This is a genomic window from Leptotrichia sp. oral taxon 847, from assembly GCF_001553645.1.
In the GTDB taxonomy this organism is placed as follows: Bacteria; Fusobacteriota; Fusobacteriia; order Fusobacteriales; family Leptotrichiaceae; genus Leptotrichia.
Map to the genome: position 1 here is coordinate 1424197 of NZ_CP014231.1, position 23681 is coordinate 1447877.

The following is a 23681-nucleotide window of genomic DNA, read 5'->3' on the forward strand; positions in this document are numbered from 1 at the left end:
ATATAGGACAGTATCAGTAGTAGCGGCAATATTGGGAACAAAGGTAGAGATTCTGAAAAAATAGACATAATACTTTTAAATTCCAAATAAAACTAATATAAAAATAATTAAAAACATTTAATATTCAAAGAGATATAATGTATATTTAGAATGCTAAAAATTAGTAGAATAAGTTTTAGAAAGAAGGAATTAAAATGAAAACAAAAAGAATGATTACAATGGCAATAGCAGCAATAGTTCTAGGAAGTTTTTCAGTGAGTTATGCAGCATCAAGAAATGCGAGAAGAACTAGACAAAATACCACAAAAACAACTAAGGTTTCTAAAAACTCTCCTAAATTAGTTGAGTCAAAAGATTATACTTGCGGAAGTAGTAATTTAAAAGCTGATTTTTTTGACAATGATATAGCAAAAGTAAAAGTTGGAAAAAAAGTCTATAATTTGAAAAGAGCAGTTAGCGCTAGTGGAGAATATTTTGAAGACGGAAAAGGAGTGAGCCTTCATGTAAAAGGGGATGAAGGAGTATTTACAGTTGGAGGAGTCGATAAAAGCTGTGAAGTTGCTGGCAAAAAATCAACATCTGAAAAACAAGCTGTAACTTATAGATTAAATGATGAAACTTTAAAAAATAGAAATATTAAAGTTGAATATGGAAATGATACAGCAAAAGTAACTGATTTTAACGGAGATGTTCATAATTTAAAAAGAGCAAAAAGCGCAAGTGGAATGTATTTTGAAGATACTGATGGAGTAAGTCTTCACGTAAAAGGAAAAGAAGGAATATTTACAATATCAGGAGTAGATTATTCTTTTGAACAAAAATAATTTTATGACTTTTAGCAAAAAGTTGTGAGGTCTTATAATTCAAGGATAAATTGTACAAAATTTTTGACAAAATCTTTGATTGTTAAAATATTTTTATAAAACTGTTTTGAAATAGTCTGAAGCTTTTTTGAAACAGTTTTTTTGCATCTAAAAAGAAATAAAAAAATAGTAGCTGTAGTGTAAAAACATGATGTATTCCTAACAAGTGATGATTTTATACTAAACCCCATTTGGATAACGAATATATTATAAATCTTTTTAGCAGAGTAAACCTAATATTTATTTTCAAATAATTAAAACAAATATTCGCTTTTTAAATGGGAAATAGTATTAAAATAAGAGTATGGTTAAAATTAAGAAAAATAATTTTAAATAAATAAAAAATCTTTTTTATTAAAAAAATAAAAAAATATTTGTGTAAAACTAGTGATTTAGATAAATTTTTAGATTAATCTTTAAAAAATAAATAAAAAAGTTGTATATTTTTTAAAATTTCTTAGAAAAAGTACTTGTTTTTTTTTTTTTTTGTGCTAAAATTAGAGAGTAAGATAAAGATTTTTTATAGAAAGCGAAAAAATTTTGAATTATCACTCACTCATTAAAAAAAACTATTCCTTAATTTTTTTACTTTCAGAAAAATTTTTAAAATACAAAAAATATGTGAAAAAATTTTTGAAAGGAAATCATTATGGGAAGCAATAATTTAAAACAACTCAAAAAAGATTTGAAAGCTTTTGCCAAAAGAGTAAAAGACTTTAAATACACAGAATCAGCGCTGATTGCATTCCTTTTGACAGGAATGGTAATGCTTGGCGTTTCAAATTTAACATTTTCTGCTCAGGATGAGATAACAGCTCAGACTAAGCAAATAAATAGCTCAATAAGCGATATAAGACAGCAGTTTAAAAGAGCTAGAGCTGAAAATAATAAATTACTTAGAGATACAAATTTAGAATTAATACAGCTTATGGAACAAGGAGATCAAGTAGTGAAATCGCCTTGGAGCAGCTGGCAATATGGAATAAATTATTTTTATAATGACTGGCATGGACATTATAGAGGCAGAGGGGACAAGATAGACAGCTTTGTCTACAAAAGAGATGACTCAATCGTAAACAGAAGCGTTTACCCAGGAAAAATTGAAACAAAATACGGAGCAACAACATTAGGACTGGTAAGAGAGCCAAATGCCGCAATGGACGTATCAGCAGCACTGACACCAAAGAGCGTAGATAAAGTGGCACCAAGATTTACAGTACAAGGAGCAGGAGGAGGCTTTCCAAATTTTGCAACAAGAGTAGTAAAGGCGCCAGAAGCGCCAAGTGCTCCAATAAGTCCTAGTATAACTGTAAATCAAGCACCAGTAATAACGTTTCAGGCACAAGGATTTGGGCAAGGTAGAGATGCGGAACTACATGGAGATCAAGGAATACATTTAATGAATTTTTCTAATTATACAGCCACAGGAATTGCTAATTTTAATGTAACCAATAATACGTCTACTCTAACTTCAGGTTCAATTACTTATGATCCTTTAAATCTAGGAGCATTATCTATGAGTCCAGGAGTTTCTGCTACGCCTCACTCAGCAATTCCTGCTGGAACAATATCAGCTACTGATACAATGACTATAGCTTCTAATCCTTACAATCCAGATGGTATTATGAATGCGGTATTTAGTCATGTAGTTCCTATGAATGTTACTATGACGGGAAATTATTCCCTTAATTCGACTGCAGATCATAATATATTATTTATAAGTGTTAATCCTTATGACTATTATGAAACGGCAGGAGATAAAACATTTAAGTTTAATGGAAATGTTACTTTAAATAGTAATGGTGGAAGTTCTGTAGTTGGAATAGAGCATCAACTATTAAATGGTAATGGAGGTGGAGGAGCTAATCCAGTTAATCAAGTAGTTTCTAGTGTTGAAAATAATGGAAATATTACATTAGGTAGTGGTTCATATATGATAGGTATGATGATTGATACTGAATATTATGGAGTTTCATCACATAATAAATTTAATAAAAATCCTAAGACGGATAATAATGGTAAGATTATTATTAGTGGTGATGCTAAAAATAGTATTGGTATTGATTATGGGTTTTATGCTTTAGATTCAACTAAAAAAGGGCCTAATAGTTCAGTAAGAATAGGAGATATCATAATTGACGGTAAAAAAAGTTATGGGTATAGACAAAAAGATTATACAAATTCAGTTGCTCCTGCGGGAACTCCTTCTTCAAAAGGAGATATTTATTACGATGAAATGTCAACAGTTGATGGTGGAAATGGGTCAATCATATTAAATGGAGAAGAAAATATAGGAATGGCTATCTTCCAAGGAAAAACTACAGGAGATCCTATTGATAATTTTAAAAATATAAATATTAAAGTTGGAGGTTCAAAAAATATTGGTTTTTTAAGAGGAACGCCTGATAACGGTTATTCAAATGGTAATGATATAACATTAGATGGTACAAAATTAAGTGCAATTGGATTTGGAGGAAGTTATACAGATGCTTCTGGAACAAAACAAGATATAACTGTTGGAGATGACAACGCTCTTATAAGAAGTGAAAAAATAAGATTAAATTAGACAAGTCTATAAATACTTCTGTAGACACAGGAAAAAGAAATTCAATATTACAGGCTGTAAAAGATGGTAAAGTTTCAACAACCACAAGTGGTAAAATAACAGTTACTTCTGGAGATACTGTTTATGGTGTAACAGCAGGGTTTGATAGTGGTGGAGCTGCTGAACTGGAAACAGCAGGAGATATTGATATGACTGCTAAAAATAGTATTGGAATAGCAGTAGATACTGGAAGAACAGGAATTAATACTGCAAGCAAGGTTACTATGACAGGGAAAAACAACACTGCTATTTACAATTTAGGAACATTTAGCCAAGAAGGAAATATCACTGTCGACGGAGAAAAATCTAACGGAATTTTTAACACAGGAACATTTAAATTAACTAATAATACTGTAATAACTGCTAAAAATGGTGCAAATGGAATTTATAACACAACTGTAGGAACTTTTGTAGATCCAGACAAATTGACAATTAATGTGGTTGATAGCACGAAAAAAGGAGTTGGAGTTTATTCAGATGCAAATAGTGTTACACTTAATGGAAGTAAAATTAGTGTAAATGGAGGAGCTTCGGCAGTTGTAGCAAAAAATGGAACAATAAATTTACAAAATAATTCAAAGGTTTCATATAATGGTGAAGGGTATGCACTTTATACGCTAAATAATGGTAAAATTGATATGACAGGATCAGAATTAACACTTGATGGACAGGCGGTTGGATTCGTCGTTGACGGAGGAAGTGGAAGTTATTCATCAGGAGTAACGTTTGGTACAGGTTCAACAGTAAAAATTCTTTCAAATGATGTAATTCTTATGGGTGTAACTCATCCGACTACATTAAATTTAAGCACTTTTGACAGTACGTTATTATCTGCTGCAGGAGGATTGACAAACACTATGATTAATGCGACTGCTGCGCCAAATTATAAATTAGCGGTAATTGAAGGGTTGAACGGTGGAAAATCATTTATTCTGGATAATGATCCTTTAAGTTCAGATGGAAGTTTTAATAAGAGTCTAGCTGTAAGCACGCCAACATCACAAAGCTATAAATTTTCAAGAAATTTGCTAATTCAAAGAAGTATATTGGATGTAAATGCTGATGTAAAAGCAGTGTTAAGCTCAGCAGATGCCAATACAATTAAAAATGTTGCTTCGGGTGCACCGGTTATCGGACTTGACATTAGTTCAAGCACTGGGGCTGCAAGTAATGCGGAAACAGGAATTAATGTAAACGGTAAAACTGTAACGGTTGACAGAACGGATGCAGGTGACGGCGCAATCGGGCTGTATGCAAATTTTGGTAAGATTAATATAAACAGCGGAACTTTGAATGTTGAAACAGACACTGCTAACACTGTGAATGATCAGGCTGTGGGAGTTTATGCTGTAAATGGTTCAGAAGTTAATAATAACAGCGGAAATATAAATGTAGGCGGAAATAACTCAATTGGTATTTTGGGACTTGCATACAGGGAAGATGCTGCTGGAAATCCAGTATTAAATGAATTTGGAGGAGTAGCTGGCCAAGGAAAAGCAACTATAAATAATGATGGAAATATAACATTGGACGGTACTGGCGCTAAAGGTGTATTTGTAAAAAATAATAACAGTACGTCAAGCGTTGCAGACAGTGTTGCTACGAATAAAGCTAACGGCGTAATTACAATGTCTGGAGCTGGAGCCGTTGGAATGTATGCTGATAAAGCCACATTAAATAACTATGGAACTATTGATCTAAAAACAGGAAGCAATGCAAAAATTGGAATGTATGGAATCAATAATTCAGACATGACAAACTGGGCAACTGGAAATATTATTGTAGGGGATTCAGTGCTTTCATCTGCTTCGGATGTTCCAAATATCGGTATGTATACGGCTGACAGCGTAACGTTGAATAACTATGGTACATTGGATATAAAAGATAGTTCTTATGGAATGTATGGAGAAAATATACATGCTTATGGAACTTCTAAGATTAAAGTTGCTCAAAATGGAGTCGGAATATTCTCGAAAGGAACAGCGGGGACAGGAACTGTAACATTGGATTCAGGTTCTGAAATTACAACAAGTGCCAGCGTGAAAGGTAAGGAAGTGGTTGGAGTATTTACAGCGGGAACTAATCCTGTAAATATAAACGATAACGGTTCAAAAATGGATCTTAAGGACTGGACATTTGGATACGTAATAAAAGCTCCTGGAACATTGACTACAAATGCAAGTTCAAATGTAACTATGGATAATGAAACTGTTTATGCTTATTCTGATAATAATTCTTCAGTTATTAAAAACTATACTCCAATAAAAGCGACAGGTAACAGAAACTACGGAATCTACTCTTCCGGAACAGTCGATAACTATGGAAATATGGACTTGAAATCTGGAAATGGAAACGGTAATATAGGTATATATTCTACAGCTGGAACAGCAACAAACTGGGCAACAATTGATGTAGGTAAAACTGATAAGAGTACAAAATCATACGGAATAGGAATGGCAACAGGTTATTATGATGGAACTTCATCAAGAAATCAAGGAACTATTATAAACAAAGGCACAATTAATGTAACAGAAGAAAATAGTATAGGAATGTATGCAGTTGGAAGAAGTTCTAAAGCAATTAATGCCGCTGGAGGAATAATTAACCTTAGCGGTAAAAATACAATTGGTATGTACATCGATCAGGAAGCGGAAGGTGAAAACTACGGTACTATTACAGGTAACGGAGATAATTTGAAAGGTGTTGTAGTGGCAAATCAAGGTAAATTCAAAAACTACGGTACAATTCAAATTACTGGAAATAAAGGTATAGGAATTTATACTGATAAAGGTGTAGTGTCTGCTGATGGTATAGATGGACCTGGAGCCGTAAATACAGGATCTTTTAAAAATGTATATGAATCACAGCCAACTGATGAAAAAGTCGAAGGAAGCGTAACAATAAAGGTTCCGCCAAAGGCAACTCCAGTAACAGTTACAATAAATGGAGTGCAAGTTCCAATAACAGGTGTTGACACAAATGTTGCCTCGCCTTCAGCAACCGAAGTAACAGTTACATCGCCTTCAGGAGTTACAGTATTAGATCTTGCAAAATCAGGGCTTATGAATTTCCCTTCAGGATCTAAAGCAACAAGTGTAGGAATGTATGTTGATACATCTGGAATAAAATATACAAATCCTATTCAAGGATTAAGTAATTTAGCAGGACTTACAGATATTAACCTGTATTTTGGAACAGAAGCTGCAAGATATACAAATGCTAGAGCGATAGAACTAGGAGATAATATAATAAAACCATATAACGATGCACTTGCAAGCTTAGTTACAACTGGAACAGTGTTAAATACTAATTCAAGTAGCCTTACATGGTTAGCAATACCAACAAAATCAGCGGCTACAGGATTGTATGACAAAGTATATCTGGTTAAAATTCCATATACAGACTTTGTAAGTGCAAAAGATCCTAATACTTACAATTTCTTAAATGGACTGGAACAAAGATACGGTGTTGAAGGGCTTGGTACGAGAGAAAAGGAACTGTTTAATAAATTAAATGATCTTGGAAAAGGTGAACAGCATATCTTTACACAGGCTGTAGATGAAATGAAAGGACATCAATATGCAAATGTTCAACAAAGAATCAACGCCACTGGAAATACTTTGGATAATGAATTTGGATATTTAAGAAATGAATGGAGAAATCCGACTAAGCAAAACAACAAAATTAAAGTATTTGGTGCAAGAGATGAATATAATACCGATACAGCGGGAATTATCGATTATAAGAGCAATGCGTATGGTGTAGCCTATGTTCATGAAGATGAAAAAATTAAGATGGGTAACTCAAGCGGATGGTACGCAGGAGCTGTAACAAATAGATTCAGATTTAAAGACTTAGGAAAATCAAGAGAAGACCAGACAATGCTTAAAGCCGGGGTGTTTAAGACAATGTCACCAGAAGGCGACCATAACGGGGCATTGCAATGGACAATTGCTGGAGATGCGTTCTATGGAATTAACAGCATGAAACGTAAATACTGGATAGTGGACGATGTGTTTGAAGTGAAATCAAATTATAATTCTTATGGGCTTGCTCTTAAAAATGAACTGGGATATGACATAAGAATGAGTGAAAGAACACATTTACGTCCATTTGGAGCATTGAAGATGGAATATGGAAGATTTACAGGCATAAAGGAAGACAGCGGACAGATGAGACTGGAAGTAAAAGGGAACGACTACTTCTCAGTTAAGCCGGAAGTCGGAATGGAATTCAAGTATGTTCAGCCGTTAGCAGTAAGAACAAATTTGACAGTAGGATTATCAGCAGCTTACGAAAACGAAATTGGAAAACTTCAAAAAGGAAACAGAGCAAAAGTAAGATATACAACAGCCGACTGGTATAACTTGGAAAAAGAAAAGGAAGGCAGAAGAGGAAACGGCAAGTTTGACTTGAACATTGGAGTTGACAACACAAGATTCGGAGTGACAGTAAATGCTGGATACGACACTAAAGGCAACAATGTCAGAGGTGGACTAGGACTTAGATTAATTTACTAGAAGACTAGTTACCGTAATAAAAATGGTTTAAATTATTAGTCATAATATAAAACAAAGAAATAACTCTTTTTAGATTTAAAAAATCTATATTAGAGTTATTTTTTTTTAAAAAAGTATTGACTTTAAAGAAAAATGGGGTATAAAATAAATTTAAGTAATAAGAAGAAAGTAGGGAATTATATGAAAGTTCAAAAAAGGAACATAATTTTGCTTTTGGGATTAGTAATTTTAATGGAGAGAAGTTTGGATTCCAAAAATATTGCTTCAAATAAAAAAATTGATGAGATAAAAAAATCTACTCGTATAGAAAAAAAATATTTTAGAGAAAATCCAGTGATTAATGAAAAAAGAAAACTTATCTACACTAGAGTCTTTAAATGCGCTGGAAAAATATATGAATTAGATTATTTAACACCGAGAGTTGCAAGAATTACAAATGTTTTAAAAAATCAGAGTCATCAATTGGATAAAAATGATGATATGGCTGGTGAATACTTTTCTAATGGAATAATTTCCATTCAAATTTTAAAAAGAAAAATCGTTTTAACGCAAAATGGAAATAGAGTAACATGTCATGAAATTTTTAATAAAAAATAAAATGTGTCATTATCAATAAATGTATGGTATAATAAAACGAAATGTTTAAAACAGAATATTTAAAAAGATTTATAATTTTTTTTAATGTTTCAGAAATTTTCAGAAAAAGAATGGAGAAACTATGAAAAATGAAAATTTCAGTTGTAAAAATTGTGGTGGACCAATGAAATATGATCCAAAATCACAAAATTTAAAATGCGAAAATTGTGGATATCAGGTAGAATTGCCCAAAGAGATGACGTATAAAAGGCATGCTCTAAAAGAATATGAATATAATTTAAGAAAGGTTCCAGAAGAAAAAACAACTGTCATTCAATGCGAATCTTGTGGTGCAACAATAGAATTAAGCTCGGAAAAAGCTTCAACAAATTGTCCTTACTGTGGCTCAAATATTATTGTCAGTGAAAAGATAATGTCAATTTTGGAGCCTGATGGACTTCGACCTTTTTTAATAGAGCAGAAGGAAGTTAAAACGATTTTTTCAAATTGGATAAGGAAGAGATGGTTTGCGCCAAATGCACTAAAAAATCTTTATCAAACTGGAAAAATTATGGGAATTTATCTACCTTACTGGTCCTTTGACAACGATGCGGATTGCGATTATGTAGCTGAAGGCGGAATTGACAGAATGGAAGAGTATGAAGAAGACGGAAAAACGTATACAAGGACAATAACGGATTGGTATCCGGTTCGTGGAAATGTCGAAAATGAGTTTGTCGATGTTGTTGTACCGGGTTCTAGAAGTTTACAGAGAAAGTTACTGAATAAATTACCTGAGTTTAGTGTAGAAAGCACAATTAAATTTGATTCAGGATATTTAGCTGGATATAGCTCGGAAGTTTTTAAAGTACCGATGCAAGAGGGATATGAGCAAGCAAAAGAAATAATGAGAGATGTTTTAGAAAATTTAATAAGCGGCGATGTTCTAAGAAATTATGACCATGTCCGGAGTATAAGAATGAGTGTAAAATGGTACAATGAATATTACAGACTTTTGATGTTACCTGTATATTCGACGTCGTATTTATATGATAAAAAGACTTATCAAGTTGTAATCAATGGCGAAAATGGAGCAATAATTGGAGAATATCCAAAATCAGTAGTAAAAATAATGTTGGCTATTTTAGCAGGAATCATTGTTGCAATATTAATTTATAGTTTTTTAAAAAATTAGAAAATAAAAATAAAAATTCAAAAAAATGGAGGAATTTAAAATGGCAAATATTTTAACAAGATTTAAAGATATAATGGCGGCAAATGTAAATTCGTTGCTTGATAAAATGGAAGATCCAGAAAAAATGATTGACCAGTATTTGAGAAATATGGAACGGGATTTAGCTACTGTAAAATCTGAAACAGCAGCAGTTATGGCGGTTGAAAGTGCGTCTAAAAGAAAAGTTGAAGAGTGCAAATTAGAAATTTCAAAAATGGAAACTTATGCTAAAAAAGCGTTAAAAGCTGGAAATGAAAGTGACGCTAGATTATTTTTACAAAAAAAGGAAACTTTGACTACAAAACTTCAAGCACTTGAAAAAGATTGCGAAATAGCAGTGGCAAATTCTTCTAAAATGAGAGAGATGCACAATAAATTGGCAGATGATATTCAAAAATTATCAGAAAAAAGAACAGAAATAAAGACAAAATTAAAAATTGCAAAAACAACAGAAAAAGTAAGTTCAATGACTTCGGTGTCAGGGTTTAGTGGAAATAAATCGTCGTTTGAACGAATGGAAGAAAAAGCAAATAGAATGCTTGATGAGGCAAATGCCAAAGCGGAATTAAATACACCTAAAAAAGATGAAGTTGAAGATTTGATGAAAAAATATGATGACAAAAATTCGGACGAAAATAAAGTTTCTTCAGCAGTTGACGAAGAATTGGAAAAAATGAAAAAAGAATTGGGACTGTAATTTAATAAACTTATTCAAAAACTATATGTTTTTAAAATTTATTGAAATAAATATTTTGAAGGAAGAGGATCTTAACCCTCTTTCTAAAATGAAAAAAATTGTTTATTGGATACATCTAAATTAAAAAGATTTTATTTTTTATAATATTTTTTGGAAAGGAAATAGAAATGGGACTATTTGGAAAGCAACTGGCAAATGTGATAGAATGGTATGAATACAATGAAGATACACTTTTTTGGAAATGGTCAAATAACGAAATAAAAAAGGGCTCAAAACTTATACTAAAACCGGGACAAGATGCGATATTTTTACACAATGGAAAAATTGAAGGGATTTTTGAAAATGATGGTGAATATGATATTCAATCGGAAATAATACCGTTTTTATCCACTTTAAAAGGTTTTAAATTTGGATTTAATTCGGGACTTAGAGCGGAAGTGATATTTGTCAACACAAAAGAAGTTACGATAAAATGGGGGACTAAAAATGCAATAAGTATTCCAGCTGCGGGACTTCCAGGTGGAATGCCAATAAGAGCTTTTGGGACAATGTCTTGTAAAGTTGACGACAATCAGGTTCTAATTGAAAAAATTGCGGGAATAAAACAGCAGTTTGGGATTGAAGATGTGAAAGAAAGAGTCTTGTCGATGCTAGACCAGCTTTTGATGAAGTGGATTGCAAAAGAGGGAAAAGATATGTTTAATCTTCAGGTAAACGCTTCTGAAATAGGCAATGGAATACAGACAGACTTAGATTTGGAAATGAGAAAAATTGGACTTGCAGTGACAAACTTTGCAGTTTCAAGCTTTAACTATCCTGAGGAAATTAAAAAAATGCAAGAAAAAGCAGCGGCTCAAAGTATGGTGGGCGATGTGAACAGATATACCCAGATGTCTTTTGCTGATTCGATGTCAAATGGTAATGGCAGCGGTGTAGCGCAAGATATGGCTCAGATGCAAATGGGAATGATGATGGGGCAAAAGATGGTAAATCAAATGAATAATGGAAGTAATCAAAATTCAAATAATAATGCACAGCAGTCAGAAAATAGTTTAAATGGAACAATCCCGAAATTTTGTCCTAATTGTGGTACAAAGACAAATGGTGCAAAATTTTGTCCTGAATGCGGAACAAAATTGGTGTAAAAATCTCAAACTAGAATAAAAAAACTACACTTTATCTTATTTTTAAGATTTTTGTGTAGTTTAAAAGGAGCTATTTGGCTCCTTTTTTTATAAATTTTTTTGAAATAAAAGAGTTAACGGATTTATTTTTCACCTAAAACTCTTTTTTCGTGCTCGATATCTTTTGGTCTCATTTTTATTCCGTAGTGGTTGACAACAGTTTTAAATTTATTCAAAATTTCTTTTTTATCAGAAATTTTCATATTTTCCATACTCAAAAGAATATCTTTCAAAGTTGCGTCAAAACTTCGGATTGACTGTGTCAAAAGAAGTTTTTTCTTAAAGTGCGGCTCTTTTTTTATGTCGTCAAAGTCAATAAAAACAATCTTTTTAGTCTTTGGGTCAATCATAAAGTTATTTAGGTTAAAATCTGTATGAAAATAATTTTTTTGTAAAAATGTATACTCAAATTTGTACCACAAGTCAATTGCTTCGAAAAACTTTTGCTTGTTATTTTCTTTTATCAAATATTTTGAATATTCCACGAAATTCCCTGAAAAAGTTTTATCCACATTTTCTGAACAAACCAGAGTTTTTATTGAAAATGGACTATTTTTAATTTTTTCATAGCTCAAAATTTTCATAAAATTCCAAGTTGGAAAATCTCTTTTCAAATCTTCATACAAATTGTAACTATTTTCCCCTTTCTCTTTGGACAGTTTCAAAAAAATCCGAAGAGCTTTAATTCCCTTATAGTTATAAAATTTTTTATAAATATTTTCTTTCTTTAAAAATTCGTGAGTTTTTTCTTCCTTAGTAAAAATTTCTACATCATTATCTTTCATCATAAACATCCTTTCCTTTTATAAGCCCCTATAAAACTTAGCCTTCTTGATATATTTATTATACAATAATTTGAAGAAATTTTCAAAAATAAATATTATAAAGACAGAGTAAAAAATATAGGGGCAAATAAAAAATCTTATTTTAAGTTTTTCATTCAATCCAGAAAGTTACTAAAATAACAATTTTTTTCTATTCCTTTTTTAAGCAGAAGTGCTCATCGCCGCACCCCTGCACCCCGGCAAGGCTCAAGACATTTTTATGCACTGCCAAAAAACTCGCTTACGGCGGGGCAGTTTTGTCAGCACATAAAAATGCTCCAACGGTTTAAATTTTACTATTATACAAAAGGTGTCGTGATTTTTTTGGAGTAAAGACGACTGTTTGAGCACGTTTAGTGCGAGTTTCGGCTTTGACGCAGAAAAAATGCTTAGACTGACGTGGGGATTATAAGGGAAAATGGCGGTCCTTTCCCCTTATGTAAAAAATAATATTAAACAAAATAACATCTTGTAATCAAAAATAAGCTAAAAAATTTGAAATTAAAAAATCTGCCCCTAAAATTTTTAAACCATCATATTATAAAATAGGGGTTGAAATATTGGGCAATATATTTTAAAATATAGAAAATAAAGATTTTTTTAGGAGGTTTGTTATGAAAAGCATAAAAGAGGATTTTTCCTTGATGTCAAGTTTGCTGATACCGGTGGCGGTGGCTATTAATTTTACAGGTTTTGGGATTGCGAAACTTTTACAGTTGCCTATATTTCTTGATTCAATTGGATCGGTGTTTATTAGTCTTATTGCAGGGCCTTGGGTGGGGACAGTAACAGCAATTATTACGAGTCTGATTACAGGAAGTTTTTCTCCAGAATATTTTGCATTTATACCTGTGGCAATATGTAATGCCTTAGTTGTAGGGGTTCTTGCAAAAATGAGAACTAAGAATTTAGTAATAAAAACAATTATAGTAAGTTTGGCACTGGCTTCGGCTTCAATAATTGTATCTATTCCTATAATTATTAAAGTTTATGGAGGATTTACAGGAAATGCTTCATCTGCAGTGGTAGTATTATTTAAAAGTATAGGATTTAGTTTGGAACAAGCAGTTGCGATAGCCACTATGCTTACAGAAGCGGCTGATAAAATTGTAACAACAGTAATTTCTATATTAATTATAAAAAGCATGTCAGATAGATATTTAATAAAATTTAAATATGGAGAAAATTATATCTATAAGAAAAATGGAGAATAGGAAGTTATGATCAAAAATTTTTTTAGAAACTTGTATCCTCTTACGAAGTTCTATTTAGCCGCAGTATTGTTAATATCAGCATTTATATTGCCAAACTATATTTATGGATATTTATTGATAGCAATTTGTGGAATTGTTGCCTATTTTTATGAAAAGTTGGGAATATACTTGAAAAGAGTGTTTTTTAGCCTATTTTTTCTAACTTTGATTATATTTGCTGTACAGGGGCTGATGATTCCTTCTAATGATATTATGGCAAAATTTGGTTTTATTACAGTATATAAGACTGGGATAATAACTGCAGTAAGATTGACTTCCAAAATTGCAGCTCTAGTTTCTACTATAACAATGTTGACACTAATATCAAAAGCTAAAGAGTTCACAGTGGCTCTTGAAAAAAAAGGACTTAATCCTAAAGCGGCATTTATCTTGCTTTTATCGCTTCAAATGATACCAGAAATGAATAGACAGGCAAATATAATTTTAGATTCACAAAAGTCCAGAGGGGTGGAAACAGAAGGAAATATCTTTGTGAGATTTAAAGCACTTATTCCTGTGTTTATTCCACTTGTGCTAGGATCAATTGTAAATACGGAGGAAAGAGCGATTACATTGGAAGCAAGAGGTTTTTCAATCGGAAAAAAAAGGACGATATTGAATGAACTGGAAGAAACAAAAAATGATAAAATTGTAAAAATAATACTTGCTATTTTTATAATTTTGTGCGTTGTTTGGAGGATTTTATGGTTGTTGAAATAAAAAATTTTAGTTATAAATATCCGCTGGAAGATAAAAATGTTTTGGAAAATCTAAATTTAAAGATTGAAAAAGGCGAGTTCTGGGCGATTATTGGAAAAAATGGAAGTGGAAAAACGACCCTTTGTAATGCTCTTAGAAGATTTGTGCCAGATTTTTACAAAGGAGAAATGGCTGGAGAAATTATAGTTGATGGGAAGAACTTAAAAGATTTTGGAGTCGAAGAGCTTGTAACGAAAATTGGTTTTGTATTTCAAAATCCATTTACACAAATTAGCGGAGTAAAGGATACTGTTTTTGGCGAAATTGCTTATGGCTTGGAAAATCTTGCAGTTGAAAAAGAAGAAATAATAAAAAGGGTAAATGAAACATTGCAGTTACTTGAAATAGAGCATTTAAAGGATAAAAATCCGCAAGAGATGTCAGGAGGTCAAAAGCAACGGGTTGCATTGGCTTCAATCATCGTGATGGACCCTGAAATATTGGTAATCGATGAGCCTACTTCACAGCTTGATCCAAAAGGAACGCAGGATATTTTCAAAATAATAAATATTATGGCAAAAAAAGGAAAAACGATAATTTTAGTGGAGCACAAACTGGAATTAATCGCTCAGTATGCTGAAAAAGTTGTAGTTTTGGACAAAGGAAAAATAATTTTGAGTGGAGATAAAAAAGAAATTTTAAATAATAGACTTCTTGAAGAAAAGGGAATAGGAATGCCACAGTATTCAAAACTTTTCTACGAACTTATAAAAGTGGGAAAAGCAAAGTTTGAAGAAATTCCGATAACCAAGGGAAAGACAGTGGAATTATTGAAAAAATAAAGTAACAAAAAATAAAAATTGTTAAGCAAATCTTAAAAATATTTGTTAAAAAGGAAAAATTATGAAATCAAAAGATTTGAAAAATAGAATTGTGCTTGTAAAAGGCGATATTACCGAATATCCAGCTGATGTAATTGTAAATGCTGCAAATTCTTCTTTACTTGGAGGAAGCGGTGTCGATGGTGCGATTCATAGAAAAGGCGGGAAGGAAATAGCCAAAGATTGTCAAAAATACGAAATACTCAAGGAAAATGCGATGTTGGTAAAGCTGTTATTACAAGGGCAGGAAATATGCCTTTCAAAAATGTAATTCACACAGTTGGGCCTGTCTGGCAGTCAGGAAAAAATAATGAAGCAAAATTATTTGCAGAAAAGTTGTTAAAAAAAGCCTATATTTCAAGTTTAGAATTGGCTGAAAAAAATAAACTGAAAAATATTTCATTTCCAAATATTTCGACAGGAGTGTACAGATTTCCAAAAGATTTAGCTGCAAAAACAGCTATTAATGCTGTAGTAGAATATTTGGAGAAAAGCGATTTTATAGAAAAGGTAAATTTTGTATGTTTTGAAAATGAAAATTTTAAGATTTATCAAAAATTACTGGAAGAGAAAGGGATTTTATGAAAGAGGGGAAACTGAAAAAAATTATAAAAATAGACTGGACTATATTTTATTCCAAACCAAGAATACAAATTTTAGGAATTTTGATATTTTTGGATATAATGTTGCTTTTCTCAGTGACAAAAGAAATGGAAAAAGGCTTTAGCATATCTTCTGTTTCAACTTCAATAGTCTTATTTATACTATTTATATTATTAAATGGATTGTTTATTTTTTATTACAAAAATAAATTTCCTAATATAGAATTTTATGATGATTATTTTATTTTCAAAAAAGAGAAAGTGTATTATGAAAATTTAAAATATTTTTTCTTTAAGGATAATAGAGTATTTCAAATGAAGAAATTTTCTAAAATTTTGTATAGACCTGATGGCGGTAATTGGAAAAAGATAGATGGAAGCGGGTATGATTATGACTTATTTTCAGTATTTCAAAAATGTTTTTTAGAAAAAAATTTTTCAAAAGCAGTAGAAAAGATTGAAAATGGCGGAGTTGAGATTTTTCCATTTCAAAATCAAGGTTTTGTGAAAAATAAATTTTTATTTTCAAGTGAAGAAGGATTGCAGGAATTGACTCAGATTTTTGAAAGTTCACCCAAAATACAAGTGTCGAATAAATCTGTAACATTTGATAATGAGATTTATAATTGGGAAAATTATAATATTGAATTTGAAATCGGCACAATTACAGTAAGTGATTTGAAAAAGAATACGATTCTTGAAATTGAAGCTAAAAATACAGTAATTTGTCAGGAAATTTTATTAAAAAACTTAATAGAAAATTTTGATAAAAAATATCCTAAATTCTATTAGAAAATAAGAAAATTTTTAAAGGAGAGATAATTATGAGTTTTATTACTGTAAAAAATTTGAGTTTTAAATATCCTAATGGTACAGAAAATGTGCTTAATGATGTTTCTCTTGAAGTTGAAAAAGGAGAAAAACTTGCAATTATTGGACAAAATGGAGCTGGGAAGACGACTTTTGTGAAGATGTTAAATGGACTTTTAAAGGCGGAAAAAGGAGAAGTGGTTGTTGACGGTTGGAATACTAAAGATTTTTCTGTGGCTAAGATGAGCAAAAAGGTCGGATATGTGTTTCAAAATCCGATGGATCAAATCTTTCACAACAATGTTTTTGACGAAATTGCCTTCGGAGCAAAAAAGTTAAAATATTCTAGGGAAAAACTTGATATCCTTGTGGAAAAAGCGATGAGACTTACTAAACTTAGTGAGTTTAAAAAGGAAAATCCTTACAATCTTCCTTATTCGATGAGAAAATTTGTAACTATTGCGTCCATTATCGCTATGGACTGTGATATCATAATTATGGACGAGCCAACTGCTGGACAGGATTATTTTGGTATGCAAGTTTTGCACAATTTGATTGAAGGATTGAATAAAGAAGGGAAAACTGTAATTACGATAACTCACGATATGGAATTTGTTGTGAATAATTTTGACAGAATAGTTGTTATGACAAATGGAAAAATAATTGCAGATGGCGATAAAAGAGATATTTTTTGGGATTTGGAAATTCTAAAAAAAGCTATGTTAAAACAGCCAAATATAAGTGACTTGGCACGAGAAATTAATCTAAATAAAAATATCCTGTCAATTGAAGAATTTGTGGAAAGTTATTAGTTTTACTGGGGGTGAGAGTGTGAGTGCATATTCTTTGCTTTATAAAAATATTGATGAAGTAAAAATCAAGGGAGTTACAAAAACAAATCTTCCAAAATTAAAGACATTGGGAATTGAAACAGTCTATAATTTGTTTTATCATTTTCCGAGAGCGTATGAGAATAGAGATAATTATAAAAAGATAAACGAGGTTTTGGATGAGGAATTTGTCATTTTAAAAGGGACGGTTGTAAATATTGCAAATAGATTTTCAAAAAGAGGAATGGTTATGGTGTCGGCGGTTTTGAGTGATGGGACTGGAATGATGGAACTTCTCTGGTTTAACAACCGCTATGTGAAAAACAATGTAAAAGTTGGAAATGAAATTATGGTTTACGGAAAAGTTAAAAAAGGGATGAAATTACAAATTATAAATCCTGAGTATAAAAAAATTGATGAAAAGTATTTTGATCCCAAAAAAGAAAATCAAATTTTGCCAATTTATCCATCAACGGAGTCTCTTCGTCAAATTTCAATAAGAAAAATTATTGAAGCTGCGCTAAATAGCTATGGATATTTGCTTTATGAAAATATGCCAAATGAATTTTTAAAAAAAGAGAAAATTATTGGTAGAAAAGAGGCGATGCTAAATATTCATTTTCCAGAAAATGAAACAAAAAAGGAAGAAGCGCAAAAAAGATTTATTAAATAATGCAAGAACACTCGCGACTTTTAGTCGTGAGATGAATTGTTTGAGAATTTTAGTAAGCATATAGGGAAACTTGTATGTAGACACAGAAAGAACTGTGCAACAAAGAAACTGAATTGCTGGGAACTCTTAAAGCTGGTATAACCACAACATAGCAATCTTACTCATAAGAGGCAAATGTGAAGGTAGCGAAAGCAGAAAAAATATACTAGATGGTGCAAGGTTAAATCCTAAACACTGAGCCATATAGAAAGGCATACAATAGACAATCAGCAGCTAAGCCTGAAAAGGAAAGTTCAACGACTATCCCTCGTGAGGGGAGTACAATACAAGCGATTGGTATTGGAAGTGGTTTCGCCTAAGTCCTTGAAATAGGATATGGATAAGATATAGTCTGTGCTTGTTAGAGATAACAAGAAGTTTAAGATATTCTTTTCTCCTTAACTTGTTAAGGAGTGAAAATATTAGGAGAACTGCATAAGTAGTAGCGAACTTATGTGAACGACACTTCCCACTGTTGTGGGGTTTTAAAAACTTTAAAAATATTTAAAAATAAATAAAAAATATTACTTTTTAATAGTTAAAATGTAGAATATATAGTATAATATCTCTGATGAAAAGGAGGTGATTATATATGTATTTAACATTAAAACAACAGGTAAAACATCTTAGTAAAAAAGAGTTTAGAATTTTAAAATATCTATCTCATATAGCCAAGAACTTAACTAATGAAGCTATATATAATGTTAGACAATACTATTTTAATAAGAAAAAGTATTTAAGTTATAATGAAAACTATAAAATACTTAAAAATAGTGAGAATTACAAGAAATTAAATTCTAATATGGCTCAACAAATTATAAAAGAAGTAGACGGAAGTTTTAAATCATTTTTTGGACTTTTAAAACTTGCTAAGAATGGTCAATATAATTGTAAAGTAAAATTACCTAAATATCTTGCTAAAGATGGTTTTACAACTCTTGTTATAGGTTTTGTTAGATTAAAAGATGGTATGCTGATAGTTCCTTATTCAAATTCGTTTAAGAAAACTCATCAGGAAGTTAAAATTAAGCTGCCACCAGTATTAAAAGACAAGAAGATAAAAGAGATTAGAATAATACCCAAACAACATTCTAGGTACTTTGAAATTCAATATACTTATGAAGTAGAAGAAGTTCAAAGGAAATTAAATAAAGAAAATGGACTAGGAATTGATTTAGGTATAGATAATCTTTGTACTTGTGTTACAAATACTGGAGCTTCATTCATAATAGATGGGAGAAAATTAAAATCAATAAATCAATACTATAACAAGATAAATGCAAAATTACAAAGCATAAAAAATAAGCAAAAGACCTTCCGAACAACATTAAGGCAAAAGAGAATAGCTAGAAAGAGAAATAATCGCATAGAAGGTTATCTTTCAAAAGCAGCAAGAATAATTGTAAATTATTGTCTTAATAATGATATAGGAAAGATAGTTCTAGGATATAATGAGGATTTTCAAAGAAATTCAAATATAGGAAGTATAAATAATCAAAATTTTGTGAATATACCATATGGAAAATTAAGAGATAAATTAATATATCTATGTAAACTATATGGAATGGAATTTAAACTACAAGAAGAAAGTTATACATCAAAAGCAAGTTTTTTTGATGGAGATGAAATCCCAATATACGATAAAGAAAATCAAAAAGAATATAAATTCAGTGGAAAAAGAATAAAAAGAGGACTATATCAAACAAGTAAAGGATATCAATTAAATGCAGATTGTAACGGAGCATTAAACATATTAAGAAAAAGTAAAGTTGTGGATTTAAGCGTCCTATACAATAGAGGTGAGCTGAACACGCCTAAAAGAATAAGGGTAGTGTAAAACTATCAAACTTCTTAGAAAATTTTTAAATAATTTTAAAGATTTTAGAACCCCGCGACGTAAGAAATGGGAGGTTCAGGTTTGAGGAAATTTTACTTTTGGAAATGGGAATTTTGCAAAGCAGATTTCAAAGTGAAAAAAATAATAAAAATGTTTATAAATTGGAGGATAAAAAGAGCCTTGTTTCAAAATTTGTAAAAAGTTTGCCGTATGAGCTTACAAAAGCTCAAAAAACTGTAATAACGGAAATTTATAAAGAATTAAAAGCTGGAAAAATTGTAAACAGACTTATTCAGGGTGATGTGGGTTCAGGGAAAACGATTGTTTCTTTTGTAATTCTTCTCTATATGATTGAAAATGGTTATCAAGGTGCGATAATGGCACCGACGGAAATTCTTTCAATTCAGCATTATTTAGGAATTATAGATGAATTTTCAAAACTTGACATAAGAGTTGAGCTTTTGACGGCTAGTGTTAAAGGAAAAAAAAGAGAAAAATTACTTAATGAGATAAAAGAAGGACTTGTGGATATTGTGATTGGAACACATTCTTTAATTGAAGAAGATGTAGTTTTTAAAAATCTTGGGTTAATTGTTATCGACGAACAGCACAAATTTGGGGTAAGACAGAGAAAATTACTAAGAGATAAAGGAAATCTGGCAAATCTTATAGTCATGAGTGCAACTCCGATTCCCCGTTCTTTAGCGCTTACGATTTATGGAGATTTGGATGTTTCAATAATTGATGAATTGCCGACCGGTCGCTCTCCAATTAAGACTAAATGGATAAAAGATGAAATTGAAAAACAGAAAATGTATGATTTTATCGACAGAATGATAGAAAAAGGAAGACAAGTTTATATTGTTTCACCGCTAATCGAAGAAAGTGAAACTTTGAATGTGAAATCGGCTCAGGAAACTTTTGAAGAATACAAAGATATTTTTCCTAATAGAAGAATAGATATTATTCACGGACGGCAGAAATATAAGGAAAAACAGGAAATTATGGAAAAGTTTAAAAATCATAAAATTGATATTTTGGTGTCGACAACCGTTATTGAAGTTGGAGTGAATGTGCCAAATGCGACAGTTATGGTAATCAGGGATGCACAAAGATTTGGACTTTCATCGCTTCATCAGTTGAGAGGTCGTGTCGGTCGGGGAAGCCACAAATCTTATTGCTTTTTGGAATCTAAAACGAATAATGAAGTTTCGGTAAAAAGACTGGAAGTTATGGAAAAGACGACAGATGGGTTTAAAATAGCTGAAGAGGATTTGAAACTGAGAAATTCGGGAGAAATTTTGGGAATAAAGCAAAGCGGCGTGTCAGATATGGTTTTTACTGACATTGTAAAAAATGTTAAAGAAATTAAAAAAGTTCATGATTTTGTTGTGTGGTACCTGGAAAAAAATGATGGAAAAATTGAAAATGAGTTTTTGAAAATGGATATTTATAAAAAATTTTTCCGTGCAGAATAAGAGTAAAATTATAAAAAAATAGTGTTTTTTATAATAGCAAAGGATTTTTTATTCCTTGTCAAAAAAATAAAAAATAAGGAGAATTTTGTGAAACAGTATATAGCGGATTTCGGGCTGTTAATAGTCGGAATATTGTGGGGATTGGGTTTTGTGTTTGTAAAAATTGGGTTAAATACGGGAATTAATCCATTTTATCTGTCGGCATTAAGATTTTTAGTCGGAGGAATTTTATTTTACCTCGTATTTTTAAAAAAAATGAAAAAATTTAGAAAAAAAGATATTGTTGCGGGACTTGTTGTAGGAATTTTTCAATTTTTTGGTTACGCTTTTCAAACTTACGGCGCAATGCTTACAACGGCTAGTAAAAATGCTTTTTTTACTTCGATAAATGTGATAATTGTACCGTATATCTTTTGGATTTTACACAAAAGAAAGCCAAAAGCGATGACTTTTATTTGCTCTGTTATCTGTGTAATTGGAATTGGAGTCATAAGTTTTGATAAAGATTTGAATTTGTCTGACATTAATTTTGGAGATATTTTGACGATAATAAGTGCAGTATTTTTTGCATTTCAAATAGCGACAACTGGATTTTTTTCAAGAAAAGTTGAGCCACTAAAATTAATCTTTTTACAGATGATATTTGCTGGAATTCTATTTGTAATAAATTTTTTTATTTTTTCAAATCCTAGAGAAATTTCGGATTTAAAAGGAATGGCACTGATTTCAGTCGGTTACTTGACAATATTTTCCACGATAGTTCCGACACTTTTGCAAACGGTCTGTCAAAAATTTACGACTTCGACACGAGCTTCACTTTTGATGTCGACAGAATCACTGTTTGCACCAATGTTTGCATTTTTTATCTTAGGCGAAGTATTAAGTTTAAAAGTGATTATAGGCGCAGGAATAGTTTTATTTTCAATAATTTTGTCGGAAATTTAAAAATTATAATTTAAAAAAAATTTGACTTTTTTGAAAAAATGTTATAAAATTAATTATAATGATTACAAAATTATAATAATTTTATATATAAAATTTGGAGGTAAAAATGGACTTTAGTTTAAATTTAGGTGTTTTGGATGAAGGAAAACTACAAAAAATTGACGAAAATAAACTTTATGATGTAACTGTGATTGGAGCGGGACCAGCGGCGGTTTCTAGTGCAATTTATGCGGCTCGTAAAGGTTTAGATGTTGCAATGGTCGGAGTAAAAGTGGGTGGACAAGTTTTGGACACAAATGAAATTGAAAATATAATAGGAACAATTTCTACAACTGGAAGCAAATTTGCCGAAACTTTGCACAATCATTTAAAGGAGTATGCAATTGCGTTTAAAGAAGGGCATGTTGTAAAAGAAATTTCGCTTGATGGAAAAGATAAAGTTTTTGTAACTGATGACGGGAAAAAATATAAGACAAAAGCTATAATTTTAGCAACTGGTGCAAAACCTAGAAGTCTTAATATTCCTGGAGAAGCTGAATATGTTGGAAAAGGAGTGCATTACTGTTCAACTTGCGATGGGCCTTTTTACAAAGGACTTGATGTCGCTGTAATCGGCGGTGGAAACTCAGGCGTGGAAGCTGCGCTTGATATGTCAGGAATTGCAAAAAATGTCACTTTAATTGAATTTATGCCAGAATTGAAAGCCGACAAAGTTTTACAGAAAAAATTGGCACAGCGTGAAAACGTGAATGTAATTTTAAATTCAGCAACTACGGAAGTTTTAGGAACAGAATTTGTGGAAAATTTAAAATATAAAAATCGGGCTACAGACGAAGAAAAAACTCTAAAATTGGACGGAATATTTATCGAAGTCGGACTTTCTCCAAGCAGTGAAATTGTAAAAGATTTAGTTGAATTGAATAAAGTGGGGGAAATTGTAATAAATCCAGTAAATAATGAAACTTCAGTGGAAGGAATCTTTGCCGCAGGAGATGTTACAAACATAAAACAAAAACAAATAATTGTTGCAATGGGAGAAGGTGCAAAAGCAGCACTTAGCGCATTTGATTATTTAATCGCAAAATATTAATAAAATTTTTTAGACTTATGAAGTTTTTCATAGGTCTTTTT

At 31.2% G+C, this 23681-nt stretch carries 17 protein-coding genes and 2 pseudogenes; 18 read left to right on the top strand and 1 reads right to left on the bottom strand.

The features are described from left to right. The first annotated feature begins 194 nt into the window (after window positions 1-194). The 7 genes from AXF11_RS06625 (at window position 195) to AXF11_RS06655 (ending at window position 11640) form a co-directional block, all read left to right on the top strand. Window positions 195-824 carry an MliC family protein gene (locus AXF11_RS06625; protein ID WP_068156163.1) on the top strand — a complete coding sequence of 210 codons (630 nt, stop codon included), beginning with the start codon at window positions 195-197 and terminating at the stop codon, window positions 822-824. Window positions 825-1512: 688 nt separating this feature from the next. Further along, entirely contained in the window at window positions 1513-3429 is a 1917-nt protein-coding gene (locus tag AXF11_RS06630; RefSeq protein WP_068156167.1) for an autotransporter-associated N-terminal domain-containing protein, read from the top strand. 188 nt (window positions 3430-3617) lie between these two features. Continuing rightward, on the top strand, window positions 3618-7988 hold the full coding sequence (locus AXF11_RS06635; protein WP_068156170.1) for an autotransporter domain-containing protein: 4371 nt from the start codon (window positions 3618-3620) through the stop codon (window positions 7986-7988). A gap of 180 nt (window positions 7989-8168) precedes the next feature. After that, entirely contained in the window at window positions 8169-8585 is a 417-nt protein-coding gene (locus AXF11_RS06640; protein WP_068156174.1) for a hypothetical protein, read from the top strand. 121 nt (window positions 8586-8706) lie between these two features. Continuing rightward, window positions 8707-9759, top strand: coding sequence for a hypothetical protein (locus AXF11_RS06645; RefSeq protein ID WP_068156177.1), 1053 nt, complete (start codon window positions 8707-8709; stop codon window positions 9757-9759). Window positions 9760-9799: 40 nt separating this feature from the next. Further along, complete coding sequence (locus AXF11_RS06650) at window positions 9800-10495, top strand: PspA/IM30 family protein (protein ID WP_068156181.1); 696 nt, start codon at window positions 9800-9802, stop codon at window positions 10493-10495. Window positions 10496-10662: 167 nt separating this feature from the next. Beyond that, a complete protein-coding gene (locus tag AXF11_RS06655; protein WP_068156186.1) occupies window positions 10663-11640 on the top strand; it encodes an SPFH domain-containing protein in 978 nt (325 codons plus the stop codon). Between the two features lie 122 nt (window positions 11641-11762). Here the strand turns inward: AXF11_RS06655 and AXF11_RS06660 are convergent, their stop codons facing one another. Continuing rightward, window positions 11763-12467, bottom strand: coding sequence for a hypothetical protein (locus AXF11_RS06660; RefSeq protein WP_068156190.1), 705 nt, complete (start codon window positions 12465-12467; stop codon window positions 11763-11765). 650 nt (window positions 12468-13117) lie between these two features. Between AXF11_RS06660 and AXF11_RS06665 the strand changes: the two genes are divergently transcribed. From AXF11_RS06665 to AXF11_RS06715, 11 genes and pseudogenes are all read left to right on the top strand, one after another. Then, window positions 13118-13717, top strand: a complete 600-nt coding sequence (locus AXF11_RS06665) for a histidine kinase (RefSeq protein WP_068156192.1) — start codon at window positions 13118-13120, stop codon at window positions 13715-13717. Window positions 13718-13723: 6 nt separating this feature from the next. After that, window positions 13724-14476: an energy-coupling factor transporter transmembrane component T gene (locus tag AXF11_RS06670; protein ID WP_068156197.1), complete on the top strand. Its 753-nt coding sequence runs from the start codon at window positions 13724-13726 to the stop codon at window positions 14474-14476. Beyond that, window positions 14461-15297: an energy-coupling factor ABC transporter ATP-binding protein gene (locus AXF11_RS06675; RefSeq protein WP_068156199.1), complete on the top strand. Its 837-nt coding sequence runs from the start codon at window positions 14461-14463 to the stop codon at window positions 15295-15297. Before AXF11_RS06670 ends, AXF11_RS06675 begins: the two co-directional genes overlap by 16 nt. Window positions 15298-15358: 61 nt before the next feature. After that, window positions 15359-15921, top strand: a pseudogene (locus tag AXF11_RS06680) (macro domain-containing protein). Continuing rightward, on the top strand, window positions 15918-16730 hold the full coding sequence (locus tag AXF11_RS06685; protein WP_068156203.1) for a hypothetical protein: 813 nt from the start codon (window positions 15918-15920) through the stop codon (window positions 16728-16730). Before AXF11_RS06680 ends, AXF11_RS06685 begins: the two are co-directional and overlap by 4 nt. Window positions 16731-16762: 32 nt before the next feature. Then, a complete protein-coding gene (locus AXF11_RS06690; RefSeq protein WP_068156206.1) occupies window positions 16763-17560 on the top strand; it encodes an energy-coupling factor ABC transporter ATP-binding protein in 798 nt (265 codons plus the stop codon). Between the two features lie 19 nt (window positions 17561-17579). Beyond that, window positions 17580-18251: an OB-fold nucleic acid binding domain-containing protein gene (locus AXF11_RS06695; protein WP_068156210.1), complete on the top strand. Its 672-nt coding sequence runs from the start codon at window positions 17580-17582 to the stop codon at window positions 18249-18251. Window positions 18252-18882: 631 nt separating this feature from the next. Continuing rightward, the gene (locus AXF11_RS06700) at window positions 18883-20127 is read left to right on the top strand and encodes an RNA-guided endonuclease InsQ/TnpB family protein (protein ID WP_068156213.1); all 1245 of its coding nucleotides are present in this window, start codon (window positions 18883-18885) and stop codon (window positions 20125-20127) included. A gap of 71 nt (window positions 20128-20198) precedes the next feature. Further along, a pseudogene (locus AXF11_RS06705) lies at window positions 20199-21605 on the top strand (ATP-dependent DNA helicase RecG); the annotation flags it as partial. An 87-nt stretch (window positions 21606-21692) separates the two neighbouring features. Further along, window positions 21693-22550, top strand: coding sequence for a DMT family transporter (locus AXF11_RS06710; RefSeq protein ID WP_068156216.1), 858 nt, complete (start codon window positions 21693-21695; stop codon window positions 22548-22550). A gap of 106 nt (window positions 22551-22656) precedes the next feature. Then, window positions 22657-23640 (top strand): FAD-dependent oxidoreductase, encoded by a 984-nt coding sequence (locus AXF11_RS06715; protein ID WP_068156219.1) that lies wholly within the window; start codon window positions 22657-22659, stop codon window positions 23638-23640. Window positions 23641-23681: the final 41 nt, after the last annotated feature.

Excerpts from the sequence above, each read along its gene's own strand:
- AXF11_RS06625 (WP_068156163.1), top strand. The coding sequence starts at position 195 with ATGAAAACAAAAAGAATGATTACAATGGCAATAGCAGCAATAGTTCTA.
- AXF11_RS06630 (WP_068156167.1), top strand. The coding sequence starts at position 1,513 with ATGGGAAGCAATAATTTAAAACAACTCAAAAAAGATTTGAAAGCTTTT.
- AXF11_RS06635 (WP_068156170.1), top strand. The coding sequence starts at position 3,618 with ATGACTGCTAAAAATAGTATTGGAATAGCAGTAGATACTGGAAGAACA.
- AXF11_RS06640 (WP_068156174.1), top strand. The coding sequence starts at position 8,169 with ATGAAAGTTCAAAAAAGGAACATAATTTTGCTTTTGGGATTAGTAATT.
- AXF11_RS06645 (WP_068156177.1), top strand. The coding sequence starts at position 8,707 with ATGAAAAATGAAAATTTCAGTTGTAAAAATTGTGGTGGACCAATGAAA.
- AXF11_RS06650 (WP_068156181.1), top strand. The coding sequence starts at position 9,800 with ATGGCAAATATTTTAACAAGATTTAAAGATATAATGGCGGCAAATGTA.
- AXF11_RS06655 (WP_068156186.1), top strand. The coding sequence starts at position 10,663 with ATGGGACTATTTGGAAAGCAACTGGCAAATGTGATAGAATGGTATGAA.
- AXF11_RS06660 (WP_068156190.1), bottom strand. The coding sequence starts at position 12,467 with ATGATGAAAGATAATGATGTAGAAATTTTTACTAAGGAAGAAAAAACT.
- AXF11_RS06665 (WP_068156192.1), top strand. The coding sequence starts at position 13,118 with ATGAAAAGCATAAAAGAGGATTTTTCCTTGATGTCAAGTTTGCTGATA.
- AXF11_RS06670 (WP_068156197.1), top strand. The coding sequence starts at position 13,724 with ATGATCAAAAATTTTTTTAGAAACTTGTATCCTCTTACGAAGTTCTAT.
- AXF11_RS06675 (WP_068156199.1), top strand. The coding sequence starts at position 14,461 with ATGGTTGTTGAAATAAAAAATTTTAGTTATAAATATCCGCTGGAAGAT.
- AXF11_RS06685 (WP_068156203.1), top strand. The coding sequence starts at position 15,918 with ATGAAAGAGGGGAAACTGAAAAAAATTATAAAAATAGACTGGACTATA.
- AXF11_RS06690 (WP_068156206.1), top strand. The coding sequence starts at position 16,763 with ATGAGTTTTATTACTGTAAAAAATTTGAGTTTTAAATATCCTAATGGT.
- AXF11_RS06700 (WP_068156213.1), top strand. The coding sequence starts at position 18,883 with ATGTATTTAACATTAAAACAACAGGTAAAACATCTTAGTAAAAAAGAG.
- AXF11_RS06715 (WP_068156219.1), top strand. The coding sequence starts at position 22,657 with ATGGACTTTAGTTTAAATTTAGGTGTTTTGGATGAAGGAAAACTACAA.